General features: G+C 36.3%; 10 protein-coding genes. All 10 read right to left on the bottom strand.

Annotated features, from left to right (window positions below; genetic code table 11):
* Nucleotides 1–822: 822 nt before the first annotated feature.
* Nucleotides 823–1,425 (bottom strand): orotate phosphoribosyltransferase, encoded by a 603-nt coding sequence (gene pyrE / locus EDD62_RS02190; RefSeq protein ID WP_123807366.1) that lies wholly within the window; start codon nt 1,423–1,425, stop codon nt 823–825.
* A gap of 3 nt (nt 1,426–1,428) precedes the next feature.
* Nucleotides 1,429–2,118 (bottom strand): orotidine-5'-phosphate decarboxylase, encoded by a 690-nt coding sequence (gene pyrF, locus EDD62_RS02185; protein WP_123807365.1) that lies wholly within the window; start codon nt 2,116–2,118, stop codon nt 1,429–1,431.
* A gap of 94 nt (nt 2,119–2,212) precedes the next feature.
* The gene (locus EDD62_RS02180; protein ID WP_123807364.1) at nt 2,213–3,127 is read right to left on the bottom strand and encodes a dihydroorotate dehydrogenase; all 915 of its coding nucleotides are present in this window, start codon (nt 3,125–3,127) and stop codon (nt 2,213–2,215) included.
* Nucleotides 3,124–3,876, bottom strand: coding sequence for a dihydroorotate dehydrogenase electron transfer subunit (locus EDD62_RS02175; protein ID WP_123807363.1), 753 nt, complete (start codon nt 3,874–3,876; stop codon nt 3,124–3,126). The genes EDD62_RS02180 and EDD62_RS02175 overlap by 4 nt, the downstream gene beginning before the upstream one ends.
* 13 nt (nt 3,877–3,889) lie before the next feature.
* Complete coding sequence (carB, locus tag EDD62_RS02170) at nt 3,890–7,072, bottom strand: carbamoyl-phosphate synthase large subunit (protein ID WP_123807362.1); 3,183 nt, start codon at nt 7,070–7,072, stop codon at nt 3,890–3,892.
* Nucleotides 7,065–8,174 carry a glutamine-hydrolyzing carbamoyl-phosphate synthase small subunit gene (gene carA, locus EDD62_RS02165; RefSeq protein WP_123807361.1) on the bottom strand — a complete coding sequence of 370 codons (1,110 nt, stop codon included), beginning with the start codon at nt 8,172–8,174 and terminating at the stop codon, nt 7,065–7,067. Before carA ends, carB begins: the two co-directional genes overlap by 8 nt.
* Nucleotides 8,165–9,457, bottom strand: coding sequence for a dihydroorotase (locus tag EDD62_RS02160; protein WP_123807360.1), 1,293 nt, complete (start codon nt 9,455–9,457; stop codon nt 8,165–8,167). The genes carA and EDD62_RS02160 overlap by 10 nt, the downstream gene beginning before the upstream one ends.
* Nucleotides 9,454–10,356 carry an aspartate carbamoyltransferase catalytic subunit gene (locus EDD62_RS02155; protein WP_123807359.1) on the bottom strand — a complete coding sequence of 301 codons (903 nt, stop codon included), beginning with the start codon at nt 10,354–10,356 and terminating at the stop codon, nt 9,454–9,456. Before EDD62_RS02155 ends, EDD62_RS02160 begins: the two co-directional genes overlap by 4 nt.
* Entirely contained in the window at nt 10,349–11,647 is a 1,299-nt protein-coding gene (locus EDD62_RS02150; protein ID WP_123807358.1) for a solute carrier family 23 protein, read from the bottom strand. Before EDD62_RS02150 ends, EDD62_RS02155 begins: the two co-directional genes overlap by 8 nt.
* Nucleotides 11,648–11,739: 92 nt before the next feature.
* A complete protein-coding gene (gene pyrR / locus EDD62_RS02145) occupies nt 11,740–12,267 on the bottom strand; it encodes a bifunctional pyr operon transcriptional regulator/uracil phosphoribosyltransferase PyrR (RefSeq protein WP_077140443.1) in 528 nt (175 codons plus the stop codon).
* Between the last annotated feature and the right edge of the window lie 25 nt (nt 12,268–12,292).

Genomic DNA, 12,292 nt, shown 5'->3' with positions numbered 1-12,292 from the left:
TAAAAACCCGAGCACTCACATAAGATTGAATGCTCGGGTTTTAATATAAAGTTTAGGATATTTTTGTTTACTATTTTTTTATTCATACAACTACACATTATATAAAATTATTTTTTTCTTTCGAGTACTCTTACGTTATAAATAATCAATATTAAAAATAAAATTAGAATGATTAAGATTATAAATATCGGAAATCCATAATTAAGAGCTGACATATAATGATATACCAATACAGTAATAAATATCATCCACAAAAAGTTTACAATCAAGTAATTTAAATCTCTCAAAGAAGTTACCTCCCCTTTCATCTCGATTCAATATATATGTTACAATAAGTTTAAATATTTAGAAAATAAAAGGAGTATAAAACATGATCTTTCTACATACACTTTTTATTTTGATATCGATTTATATACCATCTTTATTTTTTCAACAACCCATTCCAAATGAATATGCAATCATTATTACTCTTGTAACCATATTGTTTTTACTTTCTACATATAATAAAATTCTGTTCAAGATTACATTAATAATTTATCCAGCAATCACATTCATCTTTGGTTTAATTTGTTTGTACTTTATGCAATTTATTAATAATGACTTATACATGAGCTTAACAGTATCCACTTGTACTATTTTATATTCATTATTGTTAGAACGTTTAAATACTTTTTTTCAAAAACAGATTTAAAATCAGTAATACCCATTTATACAATAAAATTAGTAATCAGATGTATCTTTATACTTCAAATCTGTAGTCTTAAATATCTAAATAAAAAACCTTGTACAATTCAACAGTTCGAATCGTACAAGGTTTCTCTATTATAATTCATCTCTCCATGCTTTTATCTCTTCTGCTTGATTTGAATCAATATAATCAATCGCTACCGCTTCTTCTAACAACTCATCCAAATTCGTCACGGTCTTATATTCCACATCGGCTGCTTCAAATTGTGCTTTCGCTTTCTCCAATCCATAAGTAAAAATCGCGACCACACCAACGACTTCTCCGCCTTGTGCTTTCACTCCGTTTACGGCTTCTAACGAAGATCCTCCTGTAGAGATCAAGTCTTCAATGACAATGACTTTCTTTCCTTCTACATTCGCTCCTTCAATTTGATTCCCTTTACCGTGTGATTTCTTAGAACCCCTTACATATGACATTGGCAAGTCCAACACTTCACTCACAAATGCTGCGTGTGGAATGCCTGCTGTCGATGTTCCGGCTACAATTTCAACTTCTCCAAATGTCTTAACAAGTTCACTTACTTCCTTTGCAAGTTGTCTTCTCACTTCTGGATATGCAATCGTTAATCGATTATCACAATAGATCGGAGATTGAATTCCACTTGCCCACGTAAATTTATTAACTGTATTTAATTCAACGGCTTTAATATTTAATAAATGTTGTGCAATTGATGCCATTTATTATCCCTCCCAAACTGATTTATAATAATTATATCGTTCAATTGGGTTATCATGCTGTGTAATTGAACGTCCTACTACGATATGAGTACTACCTAATTCTCTAGCAACAGTTGGTGTTGCGATGCGTACTTGATCATCTACGCTATCCTCTTTCAATCGGATGCCTGGTGTGACTTTCAAAAAGTCTCTTCCTAATTGTTCTGTTAATAATTCAGCTTCTTGCACCGAGCATACAACACCGTCTAAATGACAATCATGTGCTAATGTTGCTAAATTTAGAACGGATTCTCTCATTGTAAGTGGAATATTTTGTTCGTATTGAATCATTTGCTCATTCGTTGATGTCAATTGTGTCACAGCAATCAATTTCGTATCTTTATTGACTCGATCAATCGATTCTTTTGCTCGGAGCATCATATTACGACCACCCAGTGCGTGGACATTAACCATATCCACTTCAAGACTTGCAACGACTTCCAACGCTTTCCCTACTGTGTTCGGGATATCATGACATTTTAAATCAAGAAAAATTTGATGCCCTAAATTTTTAAGTTCATAAATAATTTCAGGACCAGAGCGATAGTAAAGTTCCATTCCAACTTTAACGAATAATGATTCATCAAATTGATTAACGAAATTTAAAGCTGTTTGTTGGTCATTGAAATCTAATGCAATAATTGGCTTCGTCATATGATTACTCCCCTTAAATTTTATTTATATTATTTATAATACTTACATTATTTTTATCTTATAAAATCTTTTGTTCACATCATATAGAGTTAAATTATCTATTCTTGAACGCCCGTCCTTTAATGTCCAATATATGATCTATTCCATGTTCATCTAAATAATTAGGTAATTCGTCGATGATGTCGCTACAGATCATTGGATTTTGGAAGTTGGCTGTACCGATTGCCACGGCACTTGCACCTGCTGAGATAAAGTCAATCACGTCTTGTGTCCGATGGATACCTCCCATTGCAATAATAGGAATATTTACCGCTTGTGCAACTTGATAGACCATTCTTAACGCAACAGGTTTTATTGCTGGACCACTTAGCCCTCCTGTAATGTTAGCAATGATCGGCTTACCTGTTTTACGGTCTAATTCCATTCCAACGAGTGTATTAATCATTGTTAAACCATCAGCATGGTCAGCAATTGCGGTTGCCATTTCAACAATATCTGTAACGTTTGGTGATAATTTTACATAGACTGGTACAGACGATACTGCTTTTACTGCCTTTGTTAACTCACTAGCAACAGTTGGGTCTGTTCCAAATTGAATGCCGCCTTCTTTCACATTAGGGCAACTAATATTTAATTCTAATGCGTGGACATTTGGTGCTTTTGAAATCTTTTGTGCGACTTCAACGTAATCTTCTACCATTGTTCCAGCGACGTTTGCAATAATCGGAACGTCATATTGTTCTAACCATGGCAACTCATGTTCTAATATATGATCGACACCTGGATTTTGTAATCCAATGGCATTCAGCATCCCACTTGGTGTTTCTGCTACACGTGGTGTTGGGTTCCCGAATCGTGATTGATCTGTTGCCGCTTTGATCATGATAGCACCAAGCTTTGATAAGTTATAATATTGACTATATTCTTGACCAAATGCAAAGCACCCACTCGCTGGAATAATCGGATTCTTTAATGATAATCCTGGTATATTGATATTTAGTCGACTCATAACTTCAACGCCCCACTTTCGAATACCGGTCCGTCTGAACAAATTTTGACGTACCCTTTGTCATTATCTGCAGGTACAACACATGCAAAGCATGCACCAATACCACAGCCCATTCGCTCTTCTAAAGAAATGTAACCTTTCTTATCAGATAACTGATGAGTTAAAGCTTTCAACATCGGCATTGGACCACATGAATAAAACGTATCGAAATCATCATCAAGCGTTTCAATGATATCTGTAACAAACCCTTTCGTACCGTATGAACCATTGGCCGTTGCAATATGAGTCTTTCCTAATGCGTTGAATTCATTTTCATAAAATACATCTTGCTGATCATTAAATCCTAATACAATTTCTACTTCTTTGCCGATGGATTTTAATTGATGAGCCAACTCATACATTGGTGGAACACCAATCCCACCTCCAACTAAAAGTGCTTTTTTATCTGTTTGATGAATATCAAACCCTTGACCGAGTGGTGTTAAAATATCCAATCGGTCACCGCTTCTTAAGTTTGATAAAAATTGTGTTCCTTTTCCTTCAGCACGATATAACATTGTCAGTTCATTGTTTTCCACTCGACAAATCGAAATGGGACGGCGCAACATATGCTCAGTCCCTTGACCAATTTGAATATGTACAAATTGGCCAGGTGTTTTCATCGCTTCTGTTTTATCACCTGTGACGATGAGTTCATAAATATTACGTGCAATTGAACGTTGAGATTTAACGATAAATTGTTCGCCCATATTTGACTCTCCTTTATTCATTCATTGCATTCATTTCAAATGTCATCGATTCGATAACATCGATGATCGCACTCGCAGTATCAAGTGATGTAAGACATGGTACACCATTATCGACTGATTCCCGACGGATTCTAAAGCCATCACGTTCTATCTCTTTACCTTTCGTCATTGTGTTAATGACGAGTTGAACTTTTCCTTGCTGTATCGCATCAAGTAAATCTGTTTTATCGTCACTAATTTTATCTACAGATTCTGCTGGTATACCTTGTTCGTTAAATGTTTTCGCCGTGCCTTCCGTGGCTAATATTCTATAGCCAATCTTATAAAATCTCTCAGCCAATTCCGTTGCTTCTTCTTTATCATCATCACTCACTGTGAACAACACAGTTCCATGGTCTTTCACAATTAAACCAGTAGCTGCTAAAGCTTTGTATAGCGCTTTTTGCATCGTTTGGTCTTGTCCCATAACTTCCCCTGTTGATTTCATTTCAGGGCCTAATGTAATATCTACATTTTTAAGTTTTGAGAAACTGAATACTGGTGCTTTAATATATACGCCTTCCTGTATTGGTTGAACACCTGTCTCATATCCTAATGACTGTAAAGATTGACCTAAAATTGAACTCATCGCAAGGTTTGCCATTGGAATATCTGTAATTTTACTTAAAAATGGCACTGTACGGCTCGCTCTTGGATTCACTTCGAGCACAAATACTTCATCATTCGAGATCACATATTGAATGTTAATTAACCCTTTAGTATTCAGCCCTTTAGCAAGCTTAATCGTATATTCTTCAAGCGTTTTAATGTGATCATTTGTTAAATTCTGTGGCGGATACACTGCGATAGAATCCCCTGAATGAACTCCTGCACGTTCTATATGCTCCATAATACCTGGAATGACAACTGTTTTTCCATCACTAATTGCATCGACTTCGATTTCTTTACCTGTTAAATAACGGTCAATCAATACTGGATGCTCTGGTGAAGCTTTCACCGCATTTTCCATATATTGTTTTAGTTCAGTTTCAGTATGAACGATTTCCATTGCTCGGCCACCAAGAACATATGAAGGTCTAACGAGTACAGGATACCCAATATAATTTGCGTTATCGATCGCTTCAGAGACATTCGTTGCCGTCTTACCAAGTGGTTGCGGAATCTCTAAAGATTGAAGGAGTGCTTCAAATGATTTACGGTCTTCCGCACGATCAATCTCTTCAAGACTCGTTCCAAGTATTTCAACCCCTCTCGCATTTAAACCTTCCGCTAAATTGATTGCAGTTTGTCCGCCAAATTGAACGACTACACCTTTCGGTTGCTCAAGATCAATGATATTCATGACATCTTCTACTGTTAATGGTTCGAAGTATAATTTGTCACTGATTGAGAAGTCAGTTGATACAGTTTCTGGATTATTATTAATAATAATCGCTTCATATCCTTGCTGCTGAATCGCCCATACCGCATGAACTGTCGCGTAATCAAATTCGACTCCTTGTCCGATTCGAATTGGACCAGAACCTAATACGATGATTTTCTCTTTATCGCTGACAATCGATTCATTGTCTTCTTCATATGTTCCATAGAAATATGGCGTTTCTGATTCGAATTCTGCAGCACACGTATCGACCATTTTAAATACTGGCATAATATTGTGTTGTTGACGTAATTCAAACACTTCTTCTTCTGTCATTTCGAATCGGTGTGCAATTACTTTATCACTAAATCCATATTTTTTCGCAAACTCTAAATGTGTCAGTGATCCTTTATTTTCTTTTAGCATATGTTCGATATCGATAATATGCTTGAACTTATTTAAGAAGAACATATCAATTTGAGTAATGTCATGAATTTCTTGAACCGTAATATCTCGGCGAAGTGCTTCTCCAATAAAGAATAATCTTTCATCACTCGCAATGCCAATTTGCTTCATAATGTGTTCTAGTTCAAACTCATCGCCATTCGGTAATCCTAAATGATGGACGCCATATTCTAAAGAACGAATTGCTTTCAGTAATGATTCTTCATACGTACGTCCAATGGCCATTACTTCGCCAGTTGCCTTCATTTGAGTACCTAGTTTACGTTCACCTTTATCAAACTTATCGAATGGAAATCTTGGTATCTTTGATACGACATAATCTAATGTCGGTTCAAATGCTGCATAACTCGTTTTCGTCACAGGGTTCATCATTTCATCCAACGTCATACCGACGGCAATTTTCGCTGCAATTTTAGCGATTGGATACCCTGTTGCCTTACTCGCTAATGCACTTGATCTAGATACACGTGGATTCACTTCAATAATGTAGTAATTGAATGAATGTGGGTCTAATGCAAGCTGAACGTTACATCCACCTTCAATCCCTAATGCACGAATGATACGCAAGCTTACATCACGTAACATATGATATTCATAATCAGTTAACGTTTGTGATGGTGCAACGACAATTGAATCACCTGTATGAACACCGACTGGATCAATATTCTCCATATTACAAACAACAATAGCATTATCGTTTTTATCTCTCATCACTTCGTATTCAATTTCTTTAAAGCCTGCAATAGATTTTTCAAGTAGACATTGACTGACAGGTGAATATTTCAAACCGTTTTGTACAATCTCTTTTAAGTCTTGTTCGTTATAACAAATTCCACCACCTGTTCCCCCCATAGTAAAAGCGGGACGGACAATAAATGGGTATCCTACTTTTTCAACGAATTGATACGCTTCATCAATCGTATTAATAATTTCACTTTCTGGGACAGGTTCTCCCATATCATTCATCAAACTTCTGAATAAATCACGATCTTCTGCTTGATTGATTGATGATAATTTAGTTCCAAGTAATTCAACATTATTTTCTTCAAGTACACCAGCTTGATCAAGTTCAATGGCCATATTTAAACCAATTTGACCACCAAGTGTTGGCAGCAGTGCATCTGGTTTTTCTTTTCGAATGATACGACTGATGAAGTCTAACGTTAACGGTTCGATATAAACTTTATCTGCAATCTCTTTATCTGTCATAATCGTTGCTGGATTTGAATTCACTAGGATGACTTCGTAGCCTTCTTCTTTCAACGCTAAGCATGCTTGTGTCCCTGCGTAATCAAATTCAGCTGCTTGTCCGATAATAATTGGTCCAGATCCAATCACCATAATTCTTTTAATATCCGTACGTTTAGGCATGATGACGTCCTCCTTTTTTGCGTTCAACATAACTCTTCATATTCTCAATAAATTGGTCAAATAAATAATTCGGATCATGTGGTCCAGGGGCTGCTTCAGGATGATATTGAACTGAAAACGCCAGATGTTCTTTATGCTTTAATCCTTCTACTGTATTATCGTTAATCGCTCGATGTGTCTCGATTAATTCAGTCTCTTCAAGACTATCACGGCTGACACTATATCCATGGTTTTGACTTGTTAATTCAACTTTATTCGTTTCAATATTTAAAACGGGATGGTTAGCACCACGATGACCGAATTTCATTTTGAACGTTGTTGCGCCATTCGCTAATGCAAAAAGCTGATGACCAAGGCAAATGCCGAATACTGGAAACTTTTCTTGAATCACTTTTAACATTTCAATCGCTTCCGGTACATCTGTTGGATCTCCAGGACCATTCGAGAGCATAATACCGTCAGGATTCATTTGGATAATCTCTTCTGCTGTGATGTTATGCGGTACAACCGTTACATCGCAATCTCTTCGATTTAACTCCCGCACGATATTTTGCTTTTTACCAAAATCAACGAGCACGACACGGTATCCTTTCCCTGTTGATACATATGGTGATTTCGTTGATACTTGTTCAACTTCATTTGTTGGATATTCAGTCATATTAATCCGTTCAATGATATGATCAATATCCTCAATTGAATCTACAAGTGCTCCTTTCATCACACCTGAATTTCGAATACGCTTTGTTAAGCTTCTCGTATCTACTCCATATATACCTGGTACTTTAAACCGTTTTAACGCTTGATCTAATGTTTCTTCATTACGAAAGTTACTTGGCAATTCACACACTTCACGAACGACAACACCTTTCAAAGAAGGATGGATTGTCTCATAATCATCACGATTCATACCATAATTACCAATTAACGGATAAGTAAATGTTACAATTTGTCCAGTATAAGACGGATCAGAAATCGTTTCTTGATAACCCGTCATCGCTGTATTAAATACAACTTCACCAAATACGTTTTGATCACTTCCAAATGCATATCCTGAATATACTTTGCCATCCTCTAAAACTAAATATCTTTTCTTTAAGTCCATTGTGTGACACCTCTTTCATAAATAATTTCACCATCAACAATCGTCATTGCAGTTTCTCCGTAAACTTTTGCGCCTAAAAACGGTGTATTATGTGACTTAGATGCGAAATCATTTGCATCTATTGTGTACTCATTGTCTAAATCAAATAATGCTAAATCAGCAATCGCTCCCTCACGAATCTCACCGACATCTAATCCAAATACCGCTTTCGGTTGAGTCGTTAAGTAACTTAACAACTGTTCAAGTGACCACTCTCCGTTTTTCACAAAATGTGTGTATAACAAACTGAATGCAATTTCACTGCCGACAATTCCGAATGGTGCCTTCTCCATTGTTGTATTCTTTTCATCTTCAGCATGAGGTGCATGATCTGTGGCAATCATATCAATCGTACCATCTAATAATCCTTCAATTAATGCATCGCGATCTTCTTTGCTACGAAGTGGAGGATTCATTTTATAATTTGTATCGTGTTCTTTAATATCATCTTCACATAAAAGTAAATGGTGTGGTGTCACTTCAGCAGTGACATGAATACCAGCTTTTTTTGCATCACGTATAACCCTAACAGACTCTTTTGTCGATACGTGACAAACATGATAATGACAGCCTGATGCTTCACTTAAAAGTACATCACGTGCAATTTGTGTTGCTTCACAGATTGAAGGAATACCAGGTATATTTAAACGTTCACTCACGTCCCCTGCATGAACCGCACCGTTATAAATTAATGTGTTCTCTTCACAATGCGCTACGATTGGTTTATTCACTTTCGCCGCACGTTGCATTGCTTCATACATCATATGTGCACTTTGAACACCGACACCATCATCAGTAAAAGCAAACGTTGAACATTTGCTTAATGCATCGAAATCGACATGTTCATTACCAAGTTGACGTTTTGTAATCGATGCATATGATAATACTTTCACAACTGCATCTGATTCGATTGTTTGTTCTAATTTCTCCATTGTTTCAACTTGATCTGGAACAGGACGTGTATTTGGCATTGGACAAATTGTCGTGAATCCTCCACGAGCAGCTGCTTTCGTACCAGTCTCAATTGTTTCTTTATGTTCTCCACCTGGCTCTCTTAAGTGAACATGTACATCGATTAAACCGGCTGATAATAATTTACCATTTGCGTCTATTACTTTCGTATCTTGGTCGTTATAATCAATAGACGAACCGATACGTTGAATCAGCCCTTCTGAAATTAAGACGTCATATTGTCCATTGTATTGTGCTGTGTTCAACATTGCATTTTTAATTAAAATATTCATTTTGATTCCCTCTCCTTTTGTTTTAATACTTCATCTATCATCGCCATACGCATATATACGCCATTTTCCATTTGTGTAAATATTCTAGATTGTTCCATTTCGACGACTTCACTTGCTATTTCAACCCCTCGATTAAATGGAGCTGGATGCATGATGATTGCATTCTTTTTCATCTTTTTATAACGTTCTGTCGTTAATCCAAATGATTCTAAGTATGATTGATCCCCTTGGATATCAACACTATTAGATTCGTCGTGTCGTTCTAGTTGAACGCGTAATAACATGATGACATCAACTTCTTCTATGACATCATCAATAGGTTCATATGGTACATCTAGTGAAGAATCTATCCATTTATCTTTTGCCGCACAGATGACCTCTGCACCTAATGCAGTTAACGCACTAACATTACTTCTTGCGACCCTAGAATGTAATATATCACCACAAATTAATACTTTGAGCCCTTCAAATCGCTTAAACTCATCGTAAATTGTCATTAAATCAAGCAATGATTGAGAAGGATGTTGGCCAGTACCATCTCCACCATTAAGCAATGGCACATTCATCGTATCAAGTGCATTATAGTACTCAACTTCTGGGTGACGAATGACAAACAAATCAACACCGATATAATTTAACGTTTGAATCGTATCATATAATGTCTCACCTTTATTCACACTTGAAGTACTCACTTCAAAGGGCAAGATATTCATCCCTAATTTCATTTCGGCCATATGAAAACTTGATTTCGTCCGTGTCGAATTTTCAAAAAATAAATTGCAAGCGGTCATCCCTTTATAATCAACATCAAGTTCACCTTGTTTAAACTGTAATGCACGTCTGATGAGTGTCATGATTTGATCATTGGATAAGTCTTTCATTGATACAATTCTACTCATTTGAATCCTCCCCTACCGTCTTTGGTAAAATCAAGTTCATCACAATGCCTACTGTTGCCGCTAAAGCCATTCCTTCAATGTTTAAATGAATCTCACCTAGTGAAAAATCTAAATATGCTTTGCCAATCCCTAAAACTAAAATCACCGATGTAATCATTAAGTTACGCTTATCATTTAAATCTATTCTTTCATCGACTAACATCTTTAGACCACTTGAAGCGATAATTCCAAATAACAAAATGCTGACACCACCCATCACAGGTGTTGGAATGGTCGAAATAAGCGCTGTAAACTTCCCAATAAATGCTAAGCTAATCGCAAGGATTGCAGCACCTCCGATGACGAAGATACTAAATATTCTCGTAATCGCTAATACACCGATATTCTCACCGTATGTAGTATTTGGTGGCGCGCCAATAATACTTGCAAACATTGTCGCCAGTCCATCACCGAGTAGTGAACGATGTAATCCTGGCTTGACGAAAAAGTCACGACCGACCACTTGATTAATCACCATTTGATGACCGATATGCTCAGAAATTGTTACAAATGTAATAGGGATGATCATCACAATGAGCCCTAAATCAATCGTTGGCGTATAAGATAAAAACGGTACATAAATATCCGGCCAATCGAACCATTTCGCTTGTATCACTGGGTCAAAATCAACAATTCCAAATATAATTGCACTCATATATCCGACAATGATTCCGATCAGTACTGGAATGAGTCTAACGATTCCTTTAAAATATACCGAACAAATTAAAGTCGTAAGCAGCGTAATCATTGCGACAATAATATATGTCATGTTGTACCCTGTCATCGCATTAGAGTCTTCATACATCGCCATATTGACTGCAACAGGTGCTAAACCTAATCCAATGACCATAATCACCGGTCCAACTACGACAGGTGGTAACACTTTAAAAATCCATTGAACACCAATAAATTTTATTATCATTGCGATTACAACATAAAACAACCCAGACGCAAATAATGCAATCAATACCGATCCTAATTCATATCCTTTCAGTGCCGCAATGATTGTAGCGATAAATGCGAATGATGAACCTAAGTATGCTGGAATTTGACCTTTCGTTACAAATATATAAAGTAAAGTACCTACCCCACTACCAATAAGTGCAGCGCTAACAGGTAATCCAGTTAAATATGGTACGAGAACCGTCGCCCCAAACATTGCGAATAAATGTTGAAAACTTAATAGTAATAGATTAGTAAAAGCAGGTCGCTCATGAACATCATAAATTGGCGTTAACTTATTATTAAACATCTCATTCACCTCATAAAAAAATCACTTTATTAATATTGAAACTAATAAAGTGAAAGTACACGATATTAATTTCGTTTGTATTGTAGTACTAATTATTTATCTATCCCTTTAGAAATCGAAACTTCGTTTAAATCATCGATTTCCTTCACGTAGACATGTATAGATTCCTCTTTGGATGTTGGAATATTCTTCCCAACGAAATCAGCACGGATTGGTAGTTCACGATGTCCTCGGTCAATCAATGTTGCGAGTGATATCTTCTTTGGGCGACCATGATCTAACAATGCGTCCATCGCAGCTCTAACTGTTCTACCTGTATACAATACATCATCAATTAATATGACGTGTTGATGGTCAATATTCAATTTTAAATAAACTTCACGTGTTTTTTCGTCTATATCATCACGATATCCTGAAATATCAATATGCTCAATTGGAACAGCTATCCCTTCAATCTGTTCAATTTTCTGTTGAATGAATGTAGCTAAATATTCACCACGTGTCTTAATTCCGACAAGTATTAAATCTTGAGTGCCCTTATTATTTTCTAAAATTTCATGAGACATACGTGTTAAAGCACGCATCATTTGCTTTTCATCAAGTACCTTACTAATCGTCATCTTTAGAACCTCCTTATAAGTGTAA

This window comes from Abyssicoccus albus, assembly GCF_003815035.1.
Classification (GTDB): Bacteria; Bacillota; Bacilli; order Staphylococcales; family Abyssicoccaceae; genus Abyssicoccus; species Abyssicoccus albus.
The sequence above is the reverse complement of the archived record's forward strand: the minus strand, read 5'-3'. Positions and strand labels throughout refer to the sequence as shown.

What these genes read in the sequence shown, in the direction of transcription:
- carA (WP_123807361.1), bottom strand. Translation starts at nt 8,174, where the DNA reads ATGGACTTAAAGAAAAGATATTTAGTTTTAGAGGATGGCAAAGTATAT.
- EDD62_RS02160 (WP_123807360.1), bottom strand. Translation starts at nt 9,457, where the DNA reads ATGAATATTTTAATTAAAAATGCAATGTTGAACACAGCACAATACAAT.
- pyrF (WP_123807365.1), bottom strand. Translation starts at nt 2,118, where the DNA reads ATGACGAAGCCAATTATTGCATTAGATTTCAATGACCAACAAACAGCT.
- carB (WP_123807362.1), bottom strand. Translation starts at nt 7,072, where the DNA reads ATGCCTAAACGTACGGATATTAAAAGAATTATGGTGATTGGATCTGGA.
- EDD62_RS02150 (WP_123807358.1), bottom strand. Translation starts at nt 11,647, where the DNA reads ATGTTTAATAATAAGTTAACGCCAATTTATGATGTTCATGAGCGACCT.
- EDD62_RS02180 (WP_123807364.1), bottom strand. Translation starts at nt 3,127, where the DNA reads ATGAGTCGACTAAATATCAATATACCAGGATTATCATTAAAGAATCCG.
- EDD62_RS02175 (WP_123807363.1), bottom strand. Translation starts at nt 3,876, where the DNA reads ATGGGCGAACAATTTATCGTTAAATCTCAACGTTCAATTGCACGTAAT.
- pyrR (WP_077140443.1), bottom strand. Translation starts at nt 12,267, where the DNA reads ATGACGATTAGTAAGGTACTTGATGAAAAGCAAATGATGCGTGCTTTA.
- pyrE (WP_123807366.1), bottom strand. Translation starts at nt 1,425, where the DNA reads ATGGCATCAATTGCACAACATTTATTAAATATTAAAGCCGTTGAATTA.
- EDD62_RS02155 (WP_123807359.1), bottom strand. Translation starts at nt 10,356, where the DNA reads ATGAGTAGAATTGTATCAATGAAAGACTTATCCAATGATCAAATCATG.